This is a genomic window from [Clostridium] scindens ATCC 35704 (assembly GCF_004295125.1).
Taxonomy (GTDB): Bacteria; Bacillota; Clostridia; order Lachnospirales; family Lachnospiraceae; genus Clostridium_AP; species Clostridium_AP scindens.
Window position 1 is genome coordinate 2,350,509 of sequence record NZ_CP036170.1, and the last position, 25,026, is coordinate 2,375,534.

The 25,026-nt window shown below is 46.7% G+C and carries 25 protein-coding genes; 19 read left to right on the forward strand and 6 right to left on the reverse strand.

What is annotated here, in order from left to right; genetic code table 11:
* The first annotated feature begins 32 nt into the window (after positions 1–32).
* The 7 genes from HDCHBGLK_RS12140 to HDCHBGLK_RS12175 all read left to right on the forward strand — a co-directional run bounded on the left by HDCHBGLK_RS12140 (position 33) and on the right by HDCHBGLK_RS12175 (position 8,673).
* Positions 33–1,280, forward strand: a complete 1,248-nt coding sequence (locus HDCHBGLK_RS12140; protein WP_004606898.1) for a threonine/serine exporter family protein — start codon at positions 33–35, stop codon at positions 1,278–1,280.
* A 299-nt stretch (positions 1,281–1,579) separates the two neighbouring features.
* Positions 1,580–2,008, forward strand: coding sequence for an IS200/IS605 family transposase (gene tnpA / locus HDCHBGLK_RS12150; protein ID WP_004605464.1), 429 nt, complete (start codon positions 1,580–1,582; stop codon positions 2,006–2,008).
* A 150-nt stretch (positions 2,009–2,158) separates the two neighbouring features.
* Positions 2,159–3,382 (forward strand): nickel pincer cofactor biosynthesis protein LarC, encoded by a 1,224-nt coding sequence (larC, locus tag HDCHBGLK_RS12155; RefSeq protein ID WP_233440667.1) that lies wholly within the window; start codon positions 2,159–2,161, stop codon positions 3,380–3,382.
* A 459-nt stretch (positions 3,383–3,841) separates the two neighbouring features.
* Positions 3,842–4,510: a hydrogenase nickel incorporation protein HypB gene (gene hypB / locus HDCHBGLK_RS12160; protein ID WP_004605937.1), complete on the forward strand. Its 669-nt coding sequence runs from the start codon at positions 3,842–3,844 to the stop codon at positions 4,508–4,510.
* 33 nt (positions 4,511–4,543) lie between these two features.
* Positions 4,544–7,249 (forward strand): FAD-dependent oxidoreductase, encoded by a 2,706-nt coding sequence (locus tag HDCHBGLK_RS12165; RefSeq protein WP_004605936.1) that lies wholly within the window; start codon positions 4,544–4,546, stop codon positions 7,247–7,249.
* 19 nt (positions 7,250–7,268) lie between these two features.
* Positions 7,269–7,613, forward strand: a complete 345-nt coding sequence (locus HDCHBGLK_RS12170) for a hydrogenase maturation nickel metallochaperone HypA (protein WP_004605935.1) — start codon at positions 7,269–7,271, stop codon at positions 7,611–7,613.
* Between the two features lie 19 nt (positions 7,614–7,632).
* Positions 7,633–8,673, forward strand: coding sequence for a DUF5692 family protein (locus HDCHBGLK_RS12175; RefSeq protein WP_004605934.1), 1,041 nt, complete (start codon positions 7,633–7,635; stop codon positions 8,671–8,673).
* Between the two features lie 582 nt (positions 8,674–9,255).
* Here the strand turns inward: HDCHBGLK_RS12175 and HDCHBGLK_RS12180 are convergent.
* On the reverse strand, positions 9,256–9,963 hold the full coding sequence (locus HDCHBGLK_RS12180; protein ID WP_039909473.1) for a FadR/GntR family transcriptional regulator: 708 nt from the start codon (positions 9,961–9,963) through the stop codon (positions 9,256–9,258).
* A 200-nt stretch (positions 9,964–10,163) separates the two neighbouring features.
* Between HDCHBGLK_RS12180 and HDCHBGLK_RS12185 the strand changes: the two genes are divergently transcribed.
* On the forward strand, positions 10,164–10,628 hold the full coding sequence (locus HDCHBGLK_RS12185) for a hypothetical protein (protein WP_009249387.1): 465 nt from the start codon (positions 10,164–10,166) through the stop codon (positions 10,626–10,628).
* A 277-nt stretch (positions 10,629–10,905) separates the two neighbouring features.
* Here HDCHBGLK_RS12185 and HDCHBGLK_RS12190 read toward each other — a convergent pair whose 3' ends face one another.
* Entirely contained in the window at positions 10,906–11,127 is a 222-nt protein-coding gene (locus tag HDCHBGLK_RS12190) for a DUF2000 domain-containing protein (RefSeq protein WP_004605930.1), read from the reverse strand.
* A gap of 252 nt (positions 11,128–11,379) precedes the next feature.
* Here HDCHBGLK_RS12190 and HDCHBGLK_RS12195 point away from each other — a divergent pair, with 252 nt between their 5' ends.
* From HDCHBGLK_RS12195 to HDCHBGLK_RS12220, 6 genes are all read left to right on the forward strand, one after another.
* Positions 11,380–11,967 (forward strand): TetR/AcrR family transcriptional regulator, encoded by a 588-nt coding sequence (locus HDCHBGLK_RS12195; protein WP_009249385.1) that lies wholly within the window; start codon positions 11,380–11,382, stop codon positions 11,965–11,967.
* Positions 11,967–12,731 carry a nucleoside phosphorylase gene (locus HDCHBGLK_RS12200; protein WP_004605927.1) on the forward strand — a complete coding sequence of 255 codons (765 nt, stop codon included), beginning with the start codon at positions 11,967–11,969 and terminating at the stop codon, positions 12,729–12,731. The genes HDCHBGLK_RS12195 and HDCHBGLK_RS12200 overlap by 1 nt, the downstream gene beginning before the upstream one ends.
* 122 nt (positions 12,732–12,853) lie before the next feature.
* Complete coding sequence (locus tag HDCHBGLK_RS12205; protein ID WP_050755133.1) at positions 12,854–13,960, forward strand: MGDG synthase family glycosyltransferase; 1,107 nt, start codon at positions 12,854–12,856, stop codon at positions 13,958–13,960.
* Positions 13,960–14,646, forward strand: coding sequence for a polysaccharide deacetylase family protein (locus HDCHBGLK_RS12210; RefSeq protein ID WP_004605924.1), 687 nt, complete (start codon positions 13,960–13,962; stop codon positions 14,644–14,646). The genes HDCHBGLK_RS12205 and HDCHBGLK_RS12210 overlap by 1 nt, the downstream gene beginning before the upstream one ends.
* Positions 14,615–15,694, forward strand: coding sequence for a lysylphosphatidylglycerol synthase transmembrane domain-containing protein (locus tag HDCHBGLK_RS12215; RefSeq protein WP_233440669.1), 1,080 nt, complete (start codon positions 14,615–14,617; stop codon positions 15,692–15,694). The genes HDCHBGLK_RS12210 and HDCHBGLK_RS12215 overlap by 32 nt, the downstream gene beginning before the upstream one ends.
* 72 nt (positions 15,695–15,766) lie before the next feature.
* Complete coding sequence (locus HDCHBGLK_RS12220) at positions 15,767–16,510, forward strand: SseB family protein (protein ID WP_004605922.1); 744 nt, start codon at positions 15,767–15,769, stop codon at positions 16,508–16,510.
* Positions 16,511–16,701: 191 nt separating this feature from the next.
* Here HDCHBGLK_RS12220 and HDCHBGLK_RS12225 read toward each other — a convergent pair whose 3' ends face one another.
* Complete coding sequence (locus HDCHBGLK_RS12225) at positions 16,702–16,899, reverse strand: cold-shock protein (RefSeq protein ID WP_009249381.1); 198 nt, start codon at positions 16,897–16,899, stop codon at positions 16,702–16,704.
* Positions 16,900–17,124: 225 nt separating this feature from the next.
* On the opposite strand from HDCHBGLK_RS12225, the gene HDCHBGLK_RS12230 reads away from it, so the two are divergent.
* The 5 genes from HDCHBGLK_RS12230 (at position 17,125) to ptsP (ending at position 22,151) form a co-directional block, all read left to right on the forward strand.
* Positions 17,125–17,547 carry an RrF2 family transcriptional regulator gene (locus tag HDCHBGLK_RS12230; protein ID WP_004605920.1) on the forward strand — a complete coding sequence of 141 codons (423 nt, stop codon included), beginning with the start codon at positions 17,125–17,127 and terminating at the stop codon, positions 17,545–17,547.
* 80 nt (positions 17,548–17,627) lie between these two features.
* Positions 17,628–18,071: an RrF2 family transcriptional regulator gene (locus HDCHBGLK_RS12235; protein WP_009249380.1), complete on the forward strand. Its 444-nt coding sequence runs from the start codon at positions 17,628–17,630 to the stop codon at positions 18,069–18,071.
* A gap of 77 nt (positions 18,072–18,148) precedes the next feature.
* Complete coding sequence (locus HDCHBGLK_RS12240; RefSeq protein WP_004605918.1) at positions 18,149–19,438, forward strand: O-acetylhomoserine aminocarboxypropyltransferase/cysteine synthase family protein; 1,290 nt, start codon at positions 18,149–18,151, stop codon at positions 19,436–19,438.
* A 64-nt stretch (positions 19,439–19,502) separates the two neighbouring features.
* Positions 19,503–20,432 (forward strand): cysteine synthase A, encoded by a 930-nt coding sequence (gene cysK / locus HDCHBGLK_RS12245; RefSeq protein ID WP_039909468.1) that lies wholly within the window; start codon positions 19,503–19,505, stop codon positions 20,430–20,432.
* 93 nt (positions 20,433–20,525) lie between these two features.
* The gene (ptsP, locus tag HDCHBGLK_RS12250; RefSeq protein ID WP_004605916.1) at positions 20,526–22,151 is read left to right on the forward strand and encodes a phosphoenolpyruvate--protein phosphotransferase; all 1,626 of its coding nucleotides are present in this window, start codon (positions 20,526–20,528) and stop codon (positions 22,149–22,151) included.
* Between the two features lie 160 nt (positions 22,152–22,311).
* Here ptsP and HDCHBGLK_RS12255 read toward each other — a convergent pair whose 3' ends face one another.
* The 3 genes from HDCHBGLK_RS12255 to HDCHBGLK_RS12265 form a co-directional block, all read right to left on the reverse strand.
* Positions 22,312–22,506: a hypothetical protein gene (locus HDCHBGLK_RS12255; protein ID WP_004607984.1), complete on the reverse strand. Its 195-nt coding sequence runs from the start codon at positions 22,504–22,506 to the stop codon at positions 22,312–22,314.
* 35 nt (positions 22,507–22,541) lie between these two features.
* A complete protein-coding gene (locus tag HDCHBGLK_RS12260) occupies positions 22,542–23,723 on the reverse strand; it encodes an IS91 family transposase (RefSeq protein ID WP_039909242.1) in 1,182 nt (393 codons plus the stop codon).
* Between the two features lie 279 nt (positions 23,724–24,002).
* Positions 24,003–25,010, reverse strand: coding sequence for a LysR family transcriptional regulator (locus HDCHBGLK_RS12265; protein WP_004605692.1), 1,008 nt, complete (start codon positions 25,008–25,010; stop codon positions 24,003–24,005).
* Positions 25,011–25,026 lie beyond the last annotated feature (16 nt).

A 25,026-nucleotide genomic window follows, 5' to 3' on the forward strand; every position in this document is an offset into this window, starting at 1 on the left:
CATGTGACATTCCAGAATAGGGGGAAAAGGCTATGGATTACCAAAGAATCGTGCAGGGGATTTTGGACATTGGAGAAGCGATGCTAATCTGCGGAGCGGAAAATTTCAGGCTGGATGACAGTCTTTATAGAATGTGCAGAAGTTACGGCTTTAAACGTTATGATGTGTTCGCGATACCCAGTAATATCCAGATAACTGTAGAGACTCCAGAAGGCGAAATTATTACTCAGGTCCGGCATATTGAATCTACAGATATAGATTTTGACAGATTGGATTATCTGAATAATCTATCCAGATATGTATGCCAGAATAAGCCGGATGAACAGACGCTTCGTGAGAAATACGAAGAGGTCATGAACAGGCAGTCCCAGAAGCCGTATACGAAGTATTTTGCGGCAGTAATGGGGGGCACCGGGTTCGCAGTATTCTTTGGGTGTAATTTTGCGGATGCAATTGTTGCAGTTATTGTCTCGCTTATGATTGTTATAGTAGGGGGATGGCTCAGCAGAAGAGAAGAGAATTTGATGGCCTATAATATGATACTATCTTTTTTGTCGGAAGTTATTATTATCCTGGCGGTACGGATGGGGCTTGGCAGTCATCCTGAGAGAATTATGATAGGAATTGTTATGCTGCTGATCAGCGGTCTTAGTACCACCAATGGAATCCGTGAAGTGCTGCAAAGAGACTTTATATCCGGTACGTTGAACATCATGAATTCTATGCTTGGGGCGGCTGGCATTGCATTTGGAACTGCGCTTGCAATGCTGTTGCTTAACGGAGTGTCTGCGGAAGGGTATGTACTAAATCATAATACTTGGATTCAGTTGATATCCTGTACAGTGGCCTGTATTGGATTTGCCTTTTGGTTTAAAATCCGTGGGAGACAGGTAGTCTATTCAGGAGTAGGGGCTTTTTTTACATGGGGAATCTATGTTGTGATCTATCATTTCTGGCCTAGCAATTTTTTGGCCACACTGGTTGCAGCAGTGTTTGTGGCTTTTTATGCATTTATCATGTCCAGAATTAACAAGGCACCGTCCACTATCTTTTTGACAGCATCCGTATTCCCGTTGATTCCTGGACCGAATTTGTATTATATGATGTATGGCTGCGTGAGCCGTGATTATGGAATGGCTGTTGGTGAGACGATTGTATTGCTGGCTACCTGCCTTGCAATTGCTTTTGGCTTTAATATTGTAGATATTATATCGAGGACAATCATGAGAGTCATGAAAAGAGAGTATCATATCGGGAAAAATCCACAGGGCCGGGAATAAAGAGAACAGGTGTCGGATTATGAATCAGCCCTCCCGGGAATGATTCATAATTATAAAAAGACATTTGCAGACAGAGAAGAAATGTTCTAAAATGGAGAGAGCAGCGGCTGATCATATGGAAAATAAAGTCTGGCCGCAGGGGGTATGAAATGAACGAGATTGTAAATGAAAATCCTAATCCCCCAGCTATGCTGGGGAGAATGGAGTAAGCAGAAGCGTGTATGATATCAATAAAAAACCTCCTATGATACAATGAGAATGGTATCGCAAGCCAAACTCAAACATAGGAGGTGGTCCTTATGGACAATAAAAGTTTATCACACACAAGATGGAAATGCCAGTACCATGTAGTTTTTATACCTAAGTATCGCAAGAAAGTGTTATATGGGAAATTGAAAGTTGATGTACGAGAAATACTTAGCATCTTATGCCGCTATAAAAATGTGGAAATAGTAGCAGGAGCAGTATGCGATGATCATGTACATTTAAGTGTAGCGATTCCACCTAAAATCAGTATATCAGATTTCATGGGATATTTGAAAGGAAAAAGTACATTAATGCTATATGATAGGCATCCCGAATTACAAAGTAAGTGGGATAAGGCATTTTGGGCAAGAGGGTATTACGTAGAAACAATTGGTAATATTACAGACGAAGCAGTACAGAAGTATATTAAAGAGCAAGCAGAGGATTCAAGAAAAGAAGATTCAAGAGGTGCGGCTTTATAGCGGACCAGTAAAAGTGCTTGCGATACCGCCCTTCGGGGCGAGCAGTAACAATAGCCCTTTGGAGGGCTAAGGCTAAACCACCACTTGAAGTGGTGGTTGTAACTTAGAACATTATATCTGGAATGCTATTCCGGCATCAGCGGCGATATGATGGCTGCAGCGCTTTTGGACCTTGGAGCGGATCAGCAGGCGTTAAAGGATGCACTTGAGAGCCTGCCGCTGGAAGGCTTCCGGATCGAAATCGGCAGGGTAAAGAAATCCGGGCTTGATGCCTGCGACTTCGCGGTGATTCTGGACAGCGCCCATGAAAACCACGATCATGATATGGAGTATCTGCACGGACATGGAACGGTACATAGCCATAGTCATAAAGGAAGCCATGAGCACCGTGGAATGAAGGAAATCCTGCATATCATAGACAATGGCGCAATGACACGGGAGGCGAAAGCAATCGCAAAGCGTATCTTTGGCATATTGGCTCAGGCAGAAGCCAAAGCCCACGGCGTTCCTTTGGAAGAGGTTCATTTCCATGAAGTGGGGGCAGTGGATTCTATCGTGGATATTATCAGCGTCGCCGTATGTCTGGATAATCTTGGAATTACGGAATGCATCGTCCCTGTCCTGTATGAAGGGTGCGGCACCATCCGGTGCCAGCATGGCATTCTTCCGGTGCCGGTACCGGCGGTTGCGAATATCGCATCCGAACATAATCTGGATCTTTGCATAACTGAATCCAAAGGCGAATTCGTAACGCCTACCGGAGCGGCAATCGTAGCGGCAATCAGGACAGCAAAGGAGTTGCCGGAAACATTTTCCCTAAGGAAAATAGGCATAGGGGCCGGGAAAAGAGAGTATGACAGGCCTGGAATCCTAAGAGCCATGCTGATTGAAGGGCAGGCGTCTTATGGCAGAGACTGCATCTGGAAGTTGGAAACCAATATGGATGACTGCACGGGAGAGGCGCTGGGGTACGTAATGGATCGCCTCTTTGAGGCCGGAGCCAGAGATGTAAGCTATACGCCTGTCTATATGAAGAAAAACCGTCCGGCTTATCAGTTGAACGTCATCTGTACGGAAGAAAATGTAAAGCAGATGGAACAGATCATATTTGAAGAGACGACAACCATCGGCATCCGCAGGCAGCAGATGGAGCGGAGCGTCCTCGCGCGCAGCATGGAGACGGTTCGCACATGCCTCGGGGATGCGCAGGTAAAAGTATGCGCTCTGGGCTCGCAGATAAGGAAATATCCGGAATACCAGAGTGTTGTCAGACTTTGTAAGGAGCATGATAGATCATTTCAGGAAGTTTACCAGATGGTCCTTTCGGAGTGTATGAAGGAGGAAGGGAGTCGGACAGAAGTTCCTCGTTGGTAACGCCTATCTTGTCCGGGATAGAGGGTATCAAATGCTTCTGAAATGGCATCCCAGCCGGGGGCCTCTGAGTTTTCGCCTAGCAACTCTAGCTGAGGGGGTTCGTTATCTTCCTTTTTTCTTTTGAATTTATCTAAGATTCCCATACATTAATATCCTTTATATGCTTGCTAATATATAGTTTCATGCCATAACCCGCTGGGTATGACCTTATATAGAAGCATAATTGGGCTTATTTCTTGTGCCAAGCAGGAAAGAAGTGAGATAGAAACATTTGGAATTGGCTAAACCAAATACCAAAAATAAAAAACAAAAAATGTGCATAAAAAGCGAAAGAATAATAGTGCATAATATATAAAAATGTTGCTTTAAATTGACAAATATTATATAAAATAATATAATAATCATACAATGACAGAAAAATAACAAAAACTGGTATGACCAGAAAAGGAGTTGTGAGTGATGGGAGAATTCAGGGTTCTTGAAATCAAGCAGAGCGTTTTTGCGGATAATGACAGGCGTGCAAAGGAACTGAGGAAAGAATTAAAAGAAAAGAAGGTATTTCTGCTGAACCTTATGTCTTCGCCGGGATCAGGAAAGACGACGACTCTGTCGCGTACGATCGAGCGGCTGAAAGACGAGATGAAGATCGGCGTTATGGAGGCAGATATCGATTCCGATGTGGATGCAAAGACGATTGCCAGCCTTGGAGTTAAAGCAATCCAGCTTCACACCGGAGGCATGTGCCACCTGGATGCAGATATGACGGCACAGGGACTTGCCGGACTGGAGACTGGAGATGTGGAACTTGCCATTCTGGAAAATGTGGGCAATCTGGTATGCCCGGCGGAATTTGATACGGGAGCGGTAAAGAATGCCATGATTCTAAGCGTGCCGGAGGGAGACGATAAGCCGCTTAAATATCCGCTCATGTTTTCCATCTGCGATGTAGTCCTTATTAACAAGATTGACGTGCTGCCGTATTTTGATTTCGATATGGAAGCATGCAGGAAGAATATTCTGATGCGTAATCCCAATGCACGGATCATTCCAATCTGTGCCCGTACCGGGGAAGGCATGGAGGAATGGACGGACTGGCTGAGAGATCAGGTAAAGGAATGGAACGGATAGCGGACAAAAAGATAAGCGGAGAGGAGAGAGAGAATGTCAGAACGAAGGGAATTGATTTTGCAGCTGGGTCAGATGATCACAGACCGAATAGGCCATAAAGTGACCACAGAGGATCCGGAATACTGGGGGCTTGCCTGTATCGTCACCGATGAGATGGCAGAAGTAGCGTTAAAGATGAAGGTGCGAAAGCCTATGACGTTTGAGCAGATGCTGAAGGTTACGGGGAAAGAGGAAAAGAAGCTTCAGGAACTGCTGGATGAAATGAGCCGGGTAGGGCTTATCGAATACAACTGGGAGAATCCAAAGCGGGAGAAGCAATATGTGCTTCCCATGTTCGTGCCAGGCAGCGCGGAATTCACTAATATGAATAAGCAGCAGCTTGAAGAGCATCCGGAACTGGGCAGGTTCTTCGAGCGGATGTCCAGGCTTCCTTTGGAGAAGGTAACCCCTATGGTTCCTCCGGGAGGCGCAGGCATCGGCATGCATGTCATACCAGTGGAGAAAGCCATTGAGATGGAGAATCAATCCATTGATATCGAGCATATCTCCCACTGGCTTAAGAAATATAATGGCAAATACGCCGCAAGCCCCTGCTCCTGCCGAATGTCCCGCCAGACTTATGATGAAGGCTGCGCCGATGATCCCGAAGACTGGTGCATCGCGGTAGGAGATATGGCGGACTATGTGGTGGAGACGAATAAGGGTGGAAGATATATTACATACGACGAAGTGATGGAGATTCTCAAGCGTGCGGAGGACAACGGGTTCGTGCATCAGATTACCAACATTGACGGCGAGAATAAGATATTTGCCATCTGTAACTGCAATGTCAATGTCTGTTACGCCCTTCGGACTTCCCAACTGTTTAATACTCCCAATATGTCCCGCTCTGCCTATGTGGCAAGAGTGGAGACGCAGGACTGCGTAGCCTGCGGGCGCTGCGTGGAGTATTGTCCGGCAGGCGCGGTCAAGCTGGGACAGAAGCTGTGCACCAAGGACGGTCCCGTATCCTATCCGAAGCATGAACTTCCGGATGGCGCAAAATGGGGACCGGAAAAGTGGGATGAGGATTACCGGGATAAGAACCGGATCAATTGCTATGATACTGGAACGGCCCCATGCAAGACCGCCTGTCCGGCGCACATCGCTGTACAGGGGTATCTGAAGAAGGCAGCCCAGGGCAAGTACAGGGACGCGCTGGCGCTGATCAAAAAGGAGAATCCATTCCCCGCAGTCTGCGGGCATGTGTGCAACCGCCGATGCGAAGATGCTTGTACCCGGGGAACGGTAGACCAGGCGGTGGCCATCGACGAAGTGAAGAAGTTTATCGCCCGGCAGGATCTGGAAGCAGAGAACCGGTATATTCCGCCAATCGTTCCTCCTACGACAGGCCGTCTGTTCGAAGAGAAGATCGCGATCATCGGAGGCGGACCGGCCGGACTAAGCTGCGCATTCTATCTGGCAGAGAAGGGATACCGTCCGGTCGTATTCGAGAAGAATGAGAAGCCGGGAGGCATGCTGGTGTATGGCATTCCATCGTTTAAGCTGGAAAAGGATGTGGTGGATGCAGAGATAGAGATTATCCGCCAGATGGGCGTTGAGATACGCTGCGGTATCGAGGTGGGCAAGGATATCACCTTGGATGAACTGCGCGCCCAGGGATATAAGGCATTCTATCTTGCCATAGGGTGCCAGGGCGGAAGACTGGCAGGCATCCCTGGCGAGACGGCAGAGGGCGTGATGACGGCGGTAGACTTCCTTCGTAAGACGGGAGCAGATAAGTCCTATCCGGTAGAGGGACGCACGGTCGTTGTGGGCGGCGGAAATGTAGCGATCGATGTGGCGCGCACCGCGACAAGATGCGGCGCTTCAGAAGTGTCTATGTATTGTCTGGAAGGCAGGGACATTATGCCGGCATCCGCGGAGGAAGTAGAGGAAGCAGAGGAAGAAGGAATCGCTGTGAACTGCGGCTGGGGGCCAAAAGAAATATTGACGCAGGATGGAAAGGTCACCGGCATCGTATTCAAGAAATGCCTGTCTGTGTTCAATGAAGAAAAGCGCTTTGCTCCTGTCTATGATGAAGAAGATACGGTTACGGTTCCTTGCGAGCGAGTGTTCTTAAGCATCGGACAAAGCATCCAGTGGGGAGAACTGCTGAATGGCTCCAAAGTAGAACTTGGAAGAGGAAATGCGGCGGTAGCGGATCCGGTGACCTATCAGAGTTCCGAGCCGGATATCTTTGTAGGCGGCGATGTATACACAGGACCCAAATTCGCGATTGACGCCATTGCGGCAGGCAAGGAAGGAGCCATCTCCATCCACAGGTTTGTGCAGCCGCGCAGCAGCCTTACCATCGGAAGGAACCGGCGTCAGTTTATCGAACTGGATAAAGAGAATATCAAGCTGGATGCTTATGACAATTCCTCGCGCCAGATACCGGGAATAGATGAAACCATTGATCGGCGCAAGTCATTCAGGGATGCACGCAAGACGTTTACGGAAGAACAGGTGCGGATTGAGACTGCCCGATGCCTGGGCTGCGGCGCGTCTGTCGTGGACGAGAATAAATGTATCGGCTGCGGCGTGTGCACGACAAAATGCGAATTTGACGCGATCCATCTTTACCGCGAGCATCCGGAGTGCAGTAAAATGTACCGGTCTGAGGATAAGTTCAAGGCGATTCTGCCATATGCGATGAAGCGGGGGCTTAAGATTAAGTTTGGAAGGAAGAGCCAGTGATAGAAAGGATCGGTAGATTATGCACGAACTGGGAATTGTATTTCATATCATCAACAGCCTGGAATCGGTGGGCAGGGAAAACCAGCTTACCCAAGTGGCAAATGTAACGCTGGAAATCGGGGAAGTCTCAGGCGTAGTGGATTCTTATTTGAAAGACTGCTGGAAATGGGCATCTGAAAAATCGTCTCTGCTGCGGGGAGCCAAACTGATTACCCAGGAGATACCGGCGGTGACATATTGCGAGGACTGCCATCAGACCTATGGAACGGTGGAGCACGGGAAAGTATGTCCGTTCTGCTTGGGGGGAAATACATATCTGGTGGCAGGAAACGAATTTAATATCAAGGAAATAGAGGCATGCTGAGAAAGAGGGAGGGATAATCATGCTATTTCAAATCTATGGAGAGAATGCCGGCTGGCAGCTGCTTGGATGGCTATTGGTATTTGCGGGACTGATTCTTGCGAATGAACTGGCAAGACGTACGAAGGTGGGAGGGATATTCTGCTTTCTGATCGTACCGGCAGCATTGACCGTGTACTTCATTGCCATCTATGTTGGCGCGGCTAACGGTGCGGAGTGGGCGCTTAATAATCCTACCTATGTACATATGAATAGCTGGTTCCACTATGCAAAACTATACGCGGCTACCGCGGGATGCATCGGCTTCATGATGCTGAAGTATAAGTGGAAGATCGGCAAGACCAACTGGTTCAAGGTGTTCCCGTTTGTGATCGTGGCAATCAATATCCTGATCGCAGTCGTAAGCGACTTTGAGTCTGGCGTAAGGGGCGCGATGGCCCTGGCAGAGTATGGAGACCGCTGGTGGCTGTCATCCGAGAACGTATGGCTGTATGGCGGATGGTGGAACTGGGTCAACGGAATCGCCGGCATATTAAATATCCTTTGTATGACAGGATGGTGGGGAATCTATTCCTCCAAAGACAAAAAGGATATGCTGTGGCCGGATATGACCTGGTGCTTTATCATAGCCTATGACCTGTGGAACTTCGAGTATACTTACAACAACCTTCCGACCCACGCATGGTACTGCGGACTGGCGCTTCTGCTGGCTCCTACTTTTGCCAATGCGCTGTGGAATAAGGGCGGATGGATTCAGAACCGTGCTAACACGCTGGCATTGTGGTGCATGTTCGCGCAGGTATTCCCGATGTTCCAGGATACCAGCCGGTTCGCCACGATTCCGATCCTGTATTCCGATGGATTCATGGATGCAGCCACAAGACCTGCGGCAGTTGATCCGACGATGCAGGGCGTAGTGGCATTGCTGGCACTGGCAGCGAATGTGATCTGCCTGGCTGTGATTATCAAGCGGTCAAAACAGCAGAAGAAGAACCCCTATAAGAATGAAATATTCACGGATCAGAAAGATTTCCAGATTGCAATGGAAAGAGCGGAGGTATAAGGGATGGATTTGTGGATTGGTGGACGCCGGGGCGGCAGAAGCGGGTTTTCTGCGACGTTCCGGCACCTGCGGCTAGTCCACCGGTATGTAAGTCTGCAGAAGAGTCGTCATAGGACTCCTCTCCTGCGGACTAACATACCGGGGACGGATCCTCCGGATGCCTTCACTTACCTTCGAAAACCCGCTTCTGCCGCCCCGGCTTGCGCCAATTTGCTGGCAATCTGCGAGGAGTGCGGGCGTTAACGTACACTGTGCAGGGAGAAGATTGCGGCAGGGGAGCGGTTGAAAGAGCGGATAAGAGCAGGGATTTTTAGTTAGAGATTAGACAATACTGATATTTAGAGATAAGCCTACAGCGGGAGCGATGGAGTCGGTTCTGCTGTAGGCTTATTTTATTGGAATTAGACAGGTCAAGGCCGCAAAAGAAGTTTCGGCGTAAGGTGTGCATATGGGGCAGCGCGGGCGCTGAATCGCCGGTAAATTGTCGGGAGCCCGGGGGTGTCTGGGGAATTCTGGAGGTAAGCGGATGGGACGAAGAATCCCCCAGACCCCCCGGGCGGTCGCCAACTCGCCAAGATTCCTTTACTCGTAATAGATCTGCCGGCTTCCGCTGATGCATTCGCCCAGGGAATAATTAATCCACTCGATGGCGCCTTTGGTGTCCCGGTTGCGGATATAGGTCCACATGACATAGTTGCTCTCGTAGAGGGACTGGATGCCATAGAGGTCGCAGTAGCGCTCCCACATCGTGAAGATAGGAGCCCGGAAGGACTGGAAGATCAGTGGAAGCAGGGTGTTCTGGGATGCCAGGGCGAATTCATGCTGGAATTCGAACGCGGCCTGGATTGCCTCTTGATTGTCTTTGGCATCCCGGATCTGCTCGATGATTTCCAGAAGCACCTGCACTTCCTCGTCGCTGATACGGTCAATACACAGTTGGGCGGCCAGAGTGTCAAGCGCGATTCGCACTTCAAAGATGGAGCGGATTTCTTCGTTCCGGATGCGGCCTCCGTTGTATTTCATTATGGACATCAAGGTGTCCAAGGTTCCCTTGCGTCTGTAATCGGCTACATAGGTTCCGCTTCTTGGCTTTACGATAAGGAAGCCTTTCTTTTCCAGTTCAGAGATGCCGCTGTTCACTACGGCGCGGCTTACCTGCATCATTTCTGCCAGCTGGCGTTCGGGAGGCAGTTTTTCGCCAATTTTTAGTTTGCCGGACAGAATCATATGTTCCAGCTGGTCTACGAAGAGTTCCCGCAGAGACGGAGAACTGATCTTTTGAAATTCCATGAAATCCCCTCCTTTGTACTGGCTTGATTGTATCATATACCATTGGACGGTTCAAGAAATTGGAAGTATATTGGCGCAAACCATTTATTTAAGAAGCGACAGCCAGACGGCGTAAAAATGTAAGGACAATGAAAGGTTCCGGAAATGTCCACGTAAGGATGGCGTGATAGAATTTTCCTAGAAAGAGATAGGAGGATACTATGAGACGAAGAATGATTACGATACTATTAACATCCGGATGCATGATGTTCCTGGCCACAGGCTGTTCCAAGGCTCAGATCATAAAACAGTATGACAATGTGCTGCAGTCCATCGGAGAGAAAAGCATTACAAAGGACCGGAAGCTGCAAGGGGAGCGAAAACTTGGGGAAGATAGCTATGTGGGGAGCTATAAGGCAGATTATGAGTCTTTTAGCGGAGAAGAAATCGTGTTCGGGGGAACAGGACTTTCGCGGGATGCAGGAAATAAAATTAAGGTCTCCTGCAAGATTGAGGCGGAAAACGGCACGGCGAAGATCACCTTCCAATCAGGAATGGAGGATGCAAGAATATTGTGCGATGGCACGGGGGAACATACGGAGACGATAGAACTGCCTTGCGCCAGCAACTATCTGAAAATCGAGGGGAAAGATTTTACCGGGACAATCGAACTGGACAGCGAATAGGAGAAACAGAGGCATGATCTGGCAGCGGGACCAAAAAGTAGGCGTATCCCGAAAGCCGAGATTGTGGATGTGCCATTGAAGATCAAGATTGTCGGACAAGAAGGACTCCGGGAATGCGTGGAGGGATGCCCTGGTTTTTCGGGACGCTTTGTCCAAGATCCGTTTCGGAGGTAGCGGCCATCTTTTCTATGAATTCTTCATAAACATTGCAGCATTGGGCCTGTTCTGTGAAGTCTACCACCGTCAGGTCTCCGTAGTCCGGGGTGAATAATCTGGCTCATAAGGTGTTCAATAGCTGTGCGTCGCCCTTTAGAATGGGAACAGGAAATTGGATGATTCCGATATGGGAGTTTCCTTCCTTATCGGCAACATCCCTTCCTGCCACATCCGGCATCTTCATGCCCATTGTAATTCCAAGAATGGCGGCGGTATTGGCAATTATGCCCAGCGGGAGCGCCTCGTCGATAATCATTACGCATTTTTCATTTTCCAGATTCATAGCTATATCCTCATTTCCATTTTAAATTTCATGCGATAAATTTCATGCACCGTTCTATTTTACTTGGCATTAGAATTCATTTCTTGCAAGATATCTTCAATTTTATAAATTCATCTTTAAATGCAGAAATTTGGCAGGCTCTGATTATACGGGGCTTCCTTTGGCTTGCGTGTTGACTTTGCGACATGAGTGTCTTATAATAAATTACAGACACATGTGTCGCAAAAAGCGAGAAAAGAAGAGGAGTTTGATATGAACAGAAAGGGAATGGAGACAAGGCAGCATATAAAGACTAAGGCCTGCCAGCTGTTTGCCAAAAAAGGATTTAAAGAAGTGACGATGAAGGATATCTGCGATTCGACAGGATTAAGCCGTGGGGGACTATATTGCCATTATGACAGTACCGCCCGGATATTCGATGAGATTCTGAATGACTTTATGGATAACCAGGATGAAGAGTTTCGCTCTAAAATGCTGGAAGGGCTGTCTGCCGTAGAGATTCTGGACGACGTCCTGGATCGTTACAGGGAAGAAATGATCGACGGCGAGGCGTCCTTAAGCGTCGCGATTTTCGAGTACTTCAGCGGGAGAGGGAACGCTTGCGAGGAAAATCCTCTGTACCAGCAGTACCTGTTTTCACGAAGGATGTGGGAAGAATTGATCCAGTATGGCATTGACAGGAAGGAGTTTTACCAGGTAGACAAGACGGCGGTATTTGATCTGATCGTGTTTTCCTATCAAGGGGTGCGGATGTACAGCCGGATCATGACCATTACAGAGGATATTCCGCTGCGCATCACGTCCCAGATCAGGAAGATCTTAGTAAGGAGGGAAGGATAATGGCAACTGTATTTGAAAATTATGATGCTGCAAGGACAGCGTTTATAAATCCTGGCGATTGCGTAAAGGCACAGGAAAACTTTCCGGAAGTCTGCATCACGACTTTTTCAGAGAGCATTATCGAAGATTTTGCCAAAAAGAATTCCGCAGAAAAAATCGCGGAACTATACACGGCAAACGGAGTACTGCCAGTCTATGGCATCGAATATGCAGGGATAAGAATGGCTTTCTATCTATCCAGGGTAGGTGCGCCGGCCTGTGTGGCAGGACTGGAAGAGATGATTGCCATGGGAGCGAAAAAGATGATCATCTTTGGATGCTGCGGCGTTCTGGATGAGGTGGAGGTGCAAGATAAGATCATCATTCCCAGCAGTACCATCCGGGATGAAGGAACCAGCTACCATTATCTTCCCGCCGGGGAGGAGATCGGGCTGGAGGATTCCTGCGCCGGGATATTGGAGGACTGCCTTGTAAAGACGGGAATGCCTTATGTTAAGGGAAAGATCTGGACGACGGATGGAATTTACCGGGAGACTCATGGACGCTTGAAGGAGAGGAGGGAACAGGGGTGTATTGCGGTTGAGATGGAATGTTCGGCTGTATTGGCAGTGTGCAGGTTCAGAGGTGTTCCGGCCATTCAGTTTCTATATGGAGCGGATAACCTTTCTACAGATAAATGGGAGCCCATGGACCTGATGGAATATGGAATCAGGGAATGCGACAGATATATGGCCCTTGCGCTGGAATGCGGGGCTAGATTGTAGCCGGAGCCTCCTGATATCCAGGCAAATAAAAAATAATCATAAAATCCAAAGAGAATCTTTCAGATATGTTAAGAATTACTCCAAGGAAATCTTTAGAATTGGCGAGTAAGATAAGGACAAAGATGAAGAAAGAATGGGGAAGGAACATGAACGTACTTATACTCAGCAGTCAATTCGGGATGGGTCATCAGATGGCAGCAAAGGCAATTGGAGAAGAGATTCTTAAGTTGGATAAAGATGCAAATGTTATAGAACTTGATTTGTTAAGATATTATTATCCAAAGGCAAGCCGATATATTTTCCGGCTATTCCAGATGATGGTAGAACATTGCTATGGAATCTATAATCTGGTATATAAGACAACCGGAAAATTGAAGGTAGATCTAAAGCCTATGGGCATTAATCTCTACAGAAAACTGGAAAAGTTGATGGAGGATCATTATCCGGACATGATTGTATGCACCTTGCCGCTGTGTGCCAAGTCGATTGCCTCGTATATGGAAAGGACCGGGAAGCATATTCCGCTGGTCACCTGCATTACGGATATCAGCATCCATCCGGAGTGGATCACGCCTCAGGCGGATGCCTATCTGGCGCCAACGAAAGAAGTCAAGGAGAATCTGGTACGCAATGGTGCAAGTCCGGAGCAGATATTCGTCACGGGAATTCCGGTCAGGCAGCAATTCCTGGGAGAAGTGCCGATGCGTGATAAGGGGCAGAAAAAAATACTCATTATGGGGGGCGGGCTTGGAATTATCCCGAATCTGGATCGGCTGATGCAGGTAATCCACCGTATGCCGGGCATCACGGCAACCGTCATAACCGGGAAAAACCGAAAGGCTTATGAAGCGTTCCAGGGGAGATATGAAGACATTGAAGTACTTGGATACACGGAGAATATCAGCAAATATATGAAGGAAGCAGACCTTGTAATAACAAAAGCAGGAGGAATCACGCTCTTTGAACTGATCCATTGCCAGGTGCCTCTGTTCGTCATCCATCCTTTCCTTGAGCAGGAAGTGAACAATGCAAGATACGCCCAGAATATGGGGATTGCAAAGGTCATATGGAATAAAAGCAGTGATTTTCCCGGAATATTAGAGAAATTCTTATCCGATGGAAGACAATGGGAGCAGATGGCGGAGAACATAAGCAAGGCAAAGGATGAGATTATGGAATGGAGCCTGGATGATGCGATGAATACGGTGATGGAAAGGATGGCGGCATAATGAAGAAAATGATATTGATGACCGCATTAGCGGGCGCGTTTGGCTACAGCATCCTCCCATCGTTCGGACTCAGGCATTATCAGAGTCTGCGACGCAGGAAGAACAATGAAGGCAGGATTCTCTACCTGACCTTTGATGACGGGCCAAGCGAGGCATATACGGAGGCCTTGCTTGATCTGCTTGATGAATATGATATCAAGGCATCCTTCTTTGTAGTGGCAGAGTTTGCGCAGAAGAACCCGCGGATCATCCTGAGAGCTAAGAAGGAAGGCCACCTTATTGGCATTCATTCTGTGAATCATCAGAACGCGCTTTTTCGGGGGAACAGATTTGCCTTTTCTGACTTGGCAGCATCCATTCTGACTTTGAAGAAATTAGGATGCGACGCAGGGTATTACCGTCCGCCGTGGGGACACCTGAATCTATTCATTCTGTACTGGGTAAAGAAGATGAATCTGAAACTTGTATTTTGGGATGTTATGGCTCAGGACTGGGCAGCGGACGCTACGCCGACATCCATCCGCGCGAAACTGCTTCGACGCGTTTACCCGGGAGCCATCATCTGCCTGCATGATGGAAGAGGCGCCGCGGGAGCGCCAGGAAGGACCATAGAAGCATTGAGAGATGCGCTTCCCCAATTGCTGCGGGAAGGATATGAATTTAAAAGGCTTGACCAATATGAATGATACGATATCAATAAAAAAGACAGGAAAACAGATACTGGTATTTCTCTTCTTTCTTTTTTTGATTTTTTTATTTCTTTTAAAAGGAAAAGATGTAAGCCAGATACTTAAGATCGCCGCTTGTGCTTCCTTTCCGGCTATTGCGGCAGGAATTGCCATGGCTGGAGCCTTTAACCTCTCAGAAGGCTTGAATCTTGGTATTCTGCTAAAGGCAATGGGCCATAAGGTGTCTTTTGCCCAAGGGATGAAGTATGCTTATACGGGATTCTTTTTCAGTTCCATCACCCCTTCGTCTACAGGGGGACAGCCTATGCAGCTCTACGCGATGAAAAAGGATGGAATAGACCTGTCCCATGGCTCGCTGGCGCTTTTGATGGAACTTGCCAGCTTCCAGGCTATGGCGTTCTTGTTTGAACTATTTGCGGTGGCCATGATTCCTGTGCTGGGGATAAGCCTGCCAGTGACGATCAAGATCCTGATCATTGCCGGATTTATCATGAACGCGGCTTTTGTCGCTTTCCTGCTGGTGGTGATTTTCTCAGAACGGATGGGGCAGAGGATCTTGGGCCTGCTGAAGAAGATCTTGCCGCGACTCCCATTTGTGAAGGAAGAGACCAAGAGCCAATGGATTGGGAAAATGGAAGATGGGCTGCAAGAATTCCATGCCTGCGCCCTGCTGATGAAGGAGCATAAGAGGGCCATCGCAAAGATGTGCGTTATCAGCGCAGGCCAGATTATCTGCTGGTTTGGCGTGCCGTATATGGTGTATCTGGCGCTGGGGTATCAGGGGAGTTCCTTCCTCCATCTCTTTGTACTGCAGATTCTGATCTATATGTCCTCGTCCCTTCTGCCTCTGCCGGGAGCCATGGGTATCAGCGAATATGCCTTCCTTCAACTGTTCGGAAGCATTTACAGTGGCAGTTCCATGACGGCGGCGGTTCTTTTAAGCCGGGGGATCAGTTTTTACTTTCTGCTTGCATTGAGCGGAATCATGCTGCTTCTTATCTACGGCGCTGCGCGGCAGCGCAAATGTAAAACTATTTTTTCCTGATTTTTCTATACTTTAAGCAGGCCTTGCGGTATAATGGGAAAATAAGGTTTTAACAGAGAGGTTAGAGACAGAATGAGCAGGAATGATAAAGATGCGAATGTAAAACAGGATACGATGGAGAAAATGCGTAATTCGGAGGCAGTCTTTGTGATTTTGTCGGATTACACGCATATGCCATATGTGGCTTGCGATCCTAAGACTTTTGATGACCAGGTGTTCTTGTATTTTAGCGAGGAGGATGCCAAAGAAGCGGTGAGAAGATTTGCCGGGAACCAGGAGAGCACTCGTGCTGCAAAACTTGAGAAGAATGGGTTCCTTGCATTTTATACGAATCTTTTCGCGATGGGAGTGAACTGTATCAAGATGAACCAGGGAACTTCCCGGGAAGTGGCAGTCCAGCTGGGGGAACTGGTACGAAGGCCGGAGGCGGACAAACTGCCGCAAGGGCAGGTGAGAATCGAGAATCCAGAACTTCATCTGACCGCCCTGTATTATATGCAGGAACTGCGAAAAAGACGGGATGGAGGAACCGATCAATTAAAGGAATTGAATGAGGAATTAATGGCCCATTTCAAAGAGGGCAGATATATCGTCGCGGTGCAGGAGGGAAAGGGAATCCCGATGCTGCAGAAAGAGGGAAAGGTATACCAGCCATTATTCACTGACTTCCAGGAATTCCAGAAGTTTAACAAAGAGAAGAAGTTCAAGACAGCAGTCGTAGAAGCCGGCAAGATAACAGAATTCCTTTCATCACAGGCGGTTGGCGTAGTCATTAATCCGATGGGCGTAAACCTTCTGCTGAACATTGCAAGATAAGGAATTGGCAATGTAAACAAGAGTAAAGAGGAAATAACCCGGACAGGGCGCGGATATGAAAAGGCCAGGCAGCGATACGCTGCCTGGCCTTTGCCATAATCTCATTTCGTGTAGTTCTTTTAAATATCTAAATCAAATCTTGCTTTATATATATAAAAGGTACAACTAAATTCCGATTAGTGATTTTGAAATTAAAGTCTTGTTACGTTAACTGCCTGAGGTCCTTTTGCTCCTTCAGTCACATCGTATTCTACTTCCTGTCCTTCTTCCAGAGACTTGAAACCATCCATATTAAGTCCTGAGTAGTGTACGAATACGTCGTTTCCAGCCTCATCAGAGATGAAACCGTAGCCTTTTTGGTTGTTGAACCATTTTACTGTACCTTTCATTACGATACCTCCATAAAAATAAAAATAAATAATTAGATACCGCATTATCCATAAAACTAATCTATAGATAATACCCCGTCAGATTAGCATATATTTATAAAAAAGTCAATGGATTTGACAATCTTTTTATTGTTTTTCACAAAAAAACGGACATAAGAATTGCCCTGGGCCGCTTTTTCAGATACAATGAATATCAAGAATAGTTAGGAAAGAAATGAGAGGCCTATGAAAATATCAACAAAGGGAATCTACGCATTGGAGATCATCACTGACCTGGCCATGCATACAGGGGATGGGGCGCTGGAAAGCATCGGCAGCATTGCCAGGAGAAGAGGGCTTTCGGTCAAGTACTCCGAACGCCTGATTAAGGAACTGAAGGAGCAAGGACTGGTGGTCAGCATCAGAGGCGCCCATGGGGGATACTGCCTGGGAAGGGATGCCGGGGAGATAACGGTCAGGGAAGTGCTGCAGGCTGAGGAAGGAGAACTGGCTCCTGTGGAGTGCCTGACAAAGGAAACTGATTGCGGAATCGACTGCAATACCTGCGCCACCCGGGAGATATGGAGCCAGATATGGCAGATCATTCTCGATACGGCACAGGAGGTGACGATCGGGGATATTATTGAAAAGTCAAAAAATTTGAGATAAGTATTGACATATGGAAAAAATAGGTGTATAAAATAACTCATATAAAACTTATTGGTTTAGTAGGATATGCAGGAGGAAGTATGAAGATATCAACGAAAGGAAGATATGGTCTTCGGGCATTGGTTGATCTTGCAGTATATTCCCAGGGCGAGCCCACCGCGCTTGCTATGGTAGCTGCTCGCCAGAAGATTTCGCTGAACTATCTGGAACAAGTATTCGGGCAGCTTCGGAAGGCTGGACTGGTGCGAAGCATCAAAGGGCCCAGCGGAGGATATCTGCTTGCAAAGCCGGCGAAAGATATTACGGTGAAGGAGATACTGGAAGTCTTGGAAGGGCCATTCTCTATCGTGGGAGAAGATCTGGACAGAAGCAGCCTGGATGCCATGCAGCTGGCGATCAAGAGCCTGGTGTGGGATGAGATTGACGCCCGGATCAATGAGTTCATGGAGAAGCGTACGCTGGAACATCTGGTTAACGAGTATAGAAGTTATCAGGATAGTCAGGATATGATGTACTATATCTGATATTTTTAAAAAGTTAAATCCTACTATACCGATAGGTAATATATGATATAAAAAAATAAAGAAAGAAGGACAACGATATGAGCCAGAGAAAAGAATTGAGATTTGAAACGTTACAACTGCATGTAGGGCAGGAACAGCCGGATCCGGCAACGGATGCAAGGGCGGTTCCAATCTATCAGACTACGTCCTATGTATTCCGCGACTGCCAGCATGCTGCGGACAGATTCGGACTTGCGGATGCAGGCAATATATATGGAAGGCTGACCAATTCCACGCAAGACGTGTTCGAGAAGAGAATGGCGGCTTTGGAAGGCGGGGCGGCAGCCCTTGGAGTTGCCTCAGGAGCGGCAGCCATCACTTATACATTCCAGAATCTGGCTCAGACAGGAGATCATATCGTGGCCAGCAAGTACATATATGGCGGGTCCTATAATCTTCTGGAACATACGCTTCCAACCCAGGGGATTGCCACTACATTCATAGATCCGGACAAAGAAGGCGCGTGGGAGGCTGCGATACAGGAGAATACCAAGGCATTGTTCGTGGAATCCATCGGCAATCCTGGCGCTAATCTGGTGGATATTGAGAAGGTTGCAGAGATTGCCCACAGGCATGGCATCGTACTGGTCGTGGACAGTACGTTTGCTACGCCATACCTTCTGCGCCCGCTTGCGTACGGGGCGGACATCGTGGTTCATTCCGCCACTAAGTTTATCGGAGGACATGGCACGGCCCTTGGCGGAGTCATTATCGACGGCGGCCGATTCGACTGGGATGCATCCGGGAAGTATCCGCAGCTGACTGAGCCGGATCCCAGCTATCATGGCGTCATATTTACCAAAGCGGCAGGGGAGGCCGCATTTGTGACCAGAATCCGCGCGGTGCTGTTAAGGGATATGGGAGCGACCATCGCGCCGCTTCATGCGTTTTTGTTCCTGCAAGGGATAGAAACCTTATCTCTTAGGGTGGAGCGTCATGTACAAAATACATTAAAAGTAGTAGAATATCTTGAGAAGCATCCCAAGGTAGAGCGGGTGAACCATCCGGCGCTGCCAGACAGCAGATATCATGGCCTGTATCAGAAATATTTTCCAAAGGGAGGCGCATCCATCTTTACTTTCGAGATCAAGGGCGGGGAGGAAGAGGCCAGAAGATTCATCGATCACTTGCAGATATTCTCTCTGCTTGCCAATGTGGCCGATGTGAAATCCCTGGTGATCCATCCTGCTAGTACCACCCATTCCCAGATGACGGAGGAAGAACTAAAAGCCTCGGGGATCCAAAAGAACACAGTACGCCTTTCCATCGGGACAGAGCATATTGATGATATTATTGAAGATCTTGAACAGGCATTTCAGGCAGTATAGACGGTGATAGAACGCATATCATTGATTAAGGACGATCTACTATATTAATATGGAGGAGACAGACATGGGAAAAGTATACCAGAATGTAGAAGAATTAATCGGAAAGACGCCTCTAATGGAGGTGTCGAGGATTGAAGAGGTGGAAAAACTGGAAGCCAGGATCTACGCGAAGCTGGAACTATTCAATCCGGCGGGAAGCGTTAAAGACAGAGTGGCGTTCTCCATGATCCTGGATGCGGAGGAGAAGGGGCTGATTAGCCCCGGAGCAACGATCATTGAGCCAACCAGTGGCAATACCGGTATCGGCCTGGCAGCCATAGCCGCGTCAAGAGGATACAAGGCCATTTTCACCATGCCGGAGACGATGAGCATCGAGAGAAGGAAACTCTTAAAAGGCTATGGAGCCGAGATTGTGCTAACGGACGGCAAGGCTGGCATGACAGGAGCGATAAAGAAGGCGGAAGAACTGGCGGGCGAGATGGACAATGCCATTGTCCTGGGACAGTTTGTGAATGAATCCAATTCCAAAGCACACATCAATACTACCGGGCCGGAGATCTGGGAGGATACGGACGGGAAGGTAGATATATTCGTGGCTGGCGTAGGAACCGGGGGGACAATTACGGGAACCGGCAGATATCTCAAGGAAAAGAATCCGCTAATCCAGGTAGTGGCAGTGGAACCATCCGATTCTCCCGTGCTCTCGGGCGGCAAGCCGGGACCTCATGGCCTGCAGGGAATCGGCGCGGGATTCGTGCCGGAGATTCTGGATACGGATATCTATGATGAGATATTAAAGGTGGAGAATGAGGAGGCCTATCAGGCTGCCCGCCTGATCGCAAGGAAGCAGGGGATTCTGGTAGGGATCTCGTCAGGGGCCGCGCTTCACGCTGCAATCCAACTGGCGAAGAGGCCGCAGAACGCAGGAAAGACCATCGTCGCGCTGCTTCCGGACACGGGTGAGAGATACCTTTCAACCCCGCTGTTTGACTAATCATTTCTCTTGACGAAATGCCCGTAAGCGTGTAAAGTATATAGTGCTAATTACCAATAAAAGATACGAATCAAACAGTAGAGGATATAAGGTATGATTACACTGACGGGGAAAAAGGTGTCCGAGGGCATAGCCATCGGGAAACTGTCTTTTTACAAGAGAGATACGAAGGAGAATCGTCGCATCTATGTAAAGGATGTGGAGAAAGAGGTCATGCGTTTCCAGAAGGCCCGGCAGAAGGCAATATTGGAATTGAAGATTCTCTATGACACAGCGGCGAAGGAAGTGGGAGAAGCCAATGCCGCTATCTTTGAGATGCAGCAGGCAATCCTGGAAGACCGGGATTTTATAGATCAGATTACGAATATCATCGCGACTCAGAAACTGAATGCAGAATATGCCATCCAAAGCGTAGCGCAAGGCTTTATATCAGATGCGGTAGCGAAGGAGAAAGACTATGTGCAAGGACACGATGCAGACGTGAAAGATGTGGCAAACCGTGTCCTTCGCATTCTGTCCAGAGGATGGAAAGACAAGATGCTGACGGATGAGCCTTTTGTACTGGCGGCGGGCGAACTGTACCCGAGCGAGGCAGTGCAGCTGGATAAGACCAAGGTGCTGGGGTTTGCCACGCGGTATGGAACGATCAATTCCCATACGGCGGTACTGGCGCGCACGAAAGGAATCCCCTCTGTCATTGGACTTGGAGAGGCGCTTAAGAAAGATTATGAAGGCAAGATGATCATCGTTGACGGTTTTGAGGGCAAGGTTTATATTGAGCCTGATTATACTACGATTACCAGGATGAAGCAGAAGCAGGATGAGAAGCACACCCATGTGAAGAACCTGGAGCGTCTGAAAGGAAAGGACAATATTACTCAGAGCGGCCAGAGGATTGATGTCTGCGCCAATATTGGAAGCCGGGAAGATGTAGAGAATGTTATCCGCTGTGACGCAGGCGGAATCGGACTGTTCAGGAGTGAATTCCTGTACATGGAGAATGGGGCCAAGCCTCCTACAGAGGAACAGCAGTTCCAGGCATACAAGCTGGCGGCAGAATCCATGGGCTCGAAAAAGGTGGTCATCCGTACTGCCGACCTTGGAGGAGATAAAGTGGCAGAGTGCCTGGATCTGGGCGAGGATGCCAATCCAGCCATAGGGTATCGTGGAATCCGCGTCTCCCTGGATAAGGAAGAACTATTCAAGACCCAGTTGCGGGCAATTCTGCGGGCATCCGCGTTCGGGAATCTGTCGATCATGTTTCCGATGATAACATCCATTGAAGAAGTGACACATGCCAAGGTCATGCTGGAAAGAGCCAAGAGAGAATTAAAGGATGAAAAGACTTCCTTTGATGAGGAGATTCCTGTAGGCGTTATGATAGAGACTCCGGCGGCCGTCATGATAAGCGGAGAATTAGCCAGAGAGGTTGATTTCTTCAGTATTGGAACCAATGACCTGTCCCAGCTTACTCTGGGAATGGACAGACAGAACGGCAAGATTGATAAGTTCTATGATCCGCATCATCCGGCATTGCTTAAGATGATTCGGATTATTGCCAATAATGTACATCTGGAAGGCAAGCATATCAGCATCTGCGGAGATCTGGCGGCAGATTTGGAACTGACGGAATATTTTATCCAGATAGGAATCGATGAACTGTCGGTGGCTCCGAACCAAGTACTGAGCCTTCGCAAGAAGATCAGGGAAATTCAGTAAGTTCAGATAAGATTATAGATAATAAGAATAAGAATCACCATGATATCACATGATAATCATGGTGGTTTTTTCTTACTTTATAGGAAAGTTCTCCTTTCGGAGAACTTGGGGACTAAAATAGCCCGCTCAAAAGCGGGCATAGTGAATCAGACGGTTTGGATTAAAAGATGTAAAAGCCCTCTTCACCAAAATCGTCATCATCAAGGTTATCAAATTCATGTAAGAAATAATCCATATCCAGAAGTTCGTCGTCACTCATGTCATGGACTTCTTTAGAAGTCATACCTTCTGGTGGATTTTTAATGTACTGTTCCCTTAGTTCCTTTGCGAGTTCTGCTTCTGTTATACGTTTCATAGTGTGGCCTCCGTTCTTAAGATATATTGAGTTTATCATGAGAAAAGAGGTTTTGGAAGATATGAAAACGAGGCAGGCGAACGACATCTATGTTTTTGCATAGCCTTTTCGTATAATTCATGCAAAGGAACAGGATTATGATTAAAATATAGTTCTAAAAATAGCATGGTTTTTCCACAGTTCGGACATTTTAAAGGATCGTAACCAAAAGAATGTAAGATTGAATCACGCCACCTATTGAGTGAAAGAAAAAAGTTATGTTTTTCTCTGGAAATGGCTTTTCGTAAAAAATTGTCAGAATTACGGTGACGAGCGTAAATACCATAATAGCGAATCATTTTAAAATGTTTTTCAGGGATGTGTTGTGTTAAGCGGTCAATGAATTCCAAAACAGGAACAGTTTCTGTAATAAGTTTATTGTCTTCATGACGGTTGTAATGGAAGGTGACAAAATCACCATCGTAAGAATCAATGCGAGAAGTAGCAATAACAGGTCTGCCAAGATAACGACCGATATATTTGATAACCTGAGAAGGATTACACTTGTTAGGCATGGCGCGAACATAAAAACCATTTTTATCTTTTGCATAGATAGCAGATTTTACTTTTTTGAAAGCTGGACCTATTTTTTGATGGAGTTCATTTAAAAGAGCAGTTTGGAACGCATCACGTAAAAAATGATAGTTAAAATGTTTGAAGTGTCGCCAGGAAAGAGTATTACCAACACCACCTTCAGAAACAAGGCAGTGAATGTGAGGATTCCATTTTAAATCTCTGCCAAAGGTATGAAGGACGCAAATAAATCCAGGAGTAAATAATTCAGATTTATTTTCTTTATGGAACATACGAGAAATCACGCTGTTGACTGCCGAAAAAAGGCAGTTAAGAAGAGAACGGTCTTTAAGAAAAAAAGGCCGCAAAGAATCATCAATGGTAAAAACACAATGCCGATGTTGTACATCAATAATCTTAAAAGACATAGCAGTAGTTCTGTCAATGGAATACATGTTACCACAAGTTGGACAGAAGCGAGAATGACAACGAAAAGCAGTAAATTTGAAATTACCACAATTGGGACAAATATACATGGCGCCACCATAAGATGGATCGCCACAATGAATCATTTTTTCTACATTCTCAACAATAGCATCACGAGGATGTTGAAGATAAATCATTTCTTCATAATGTTCGATAAAAATTTTTTGTAAGATATTCATAAGACCATTATGAAGCAAAATGAAGCAAAAAGAAACCCCTATCCCTCATGATTGAGGGGCAGGGGAGTTGAAGTGTCGAAGACACTATTTTTATTATAAAATGGATATCATTCGCAAGTCAGCCCTTAGTCATTCATAGTCTGTTCAAACTTGGTTAATGTGTAAACGTCAAACCATACGCCTGACGTTTACTTTTAATCTGTCTCAGAAGATGATTCTCTGGAATCATGGAATCTATATCAAGGATTATTATTTGGATTTGTCCGTTTTGTATTCCCATCATAAAAAGTAACCTCCTGCAATTGATATAATAAGTATACCATACAGAAAGTCATTTTTCTTTAGTTTGTCAACAGGTCCACTAATCTTATATTTATTCAATTGTCTACTTGACGGGATGCACACCAAATGACTCCTGCCCACTTTTTTGCAAAGTCCAATAAATGAAAGCATGTTGCGGGTGAGGTATTTGCTTTTGTGATAAATAATATTCAGATTTCGAGTTAACGGGGTTTTAAACGGCAGGTAATTGACGTTATGTTCTTCAATATCTCTTTTAATTAAAAGATAAGGAAGAACAGCAACACCAAGATTCATAGAAACTCCTTTTACAATAGCCTGAGTACTGGAACTTTCCCATAAAGGGTTTACATGAATATTTTTTAAAGAAAAGCAGGCGTCCAGAATTTCTCTCCCGGCACTTCCTTTTTCACGCATTAGAAATGGACGTGAAGCCAGTTCTTCAAGGGTAATATACGCCTTAGAAGAAAGTGGATCTTCGTTTGGAACGATTGCGCAAAGATTATCTTTCATAAACGGTTGAGAGAGAATCTCGGGATGATCAGGCTGGTTTTCAATTAACCCAATATCAATTTTATTATCTAAAATATGTTGTTCGATCGTGGCTGATTTATTTACAGTTACCTTGATTCTGAGATAGGGAAAGTCTTTCTGATATTCCTTGATTAATCCAGGAAGAATGTGTGTACCGATTGTAATGCTAGCACCGATACGCAGAGTTCCAACATTATCCCAGTTTTTTATACGCTGCGCCATTTCATTGAAGAGAGAGACAATATGAATTGCATAGCTGTAAAGTTCTTTTCCCGCTTCTGTAGGGGTAATCCCACGCCCGATCCGGTCGAATAGTTGAATTCCATAATATTCTTCCAATTCTTTTATTACCAGACTGACAGAAGGCTGTGCAATGTGAAGTGCATCAGCAGCTTTGGTAATACTGTTGTACTCATATACAGAAACAAAAATATTCAAATGCCGTAATGTCATAAGCGTTCCTCCTAAA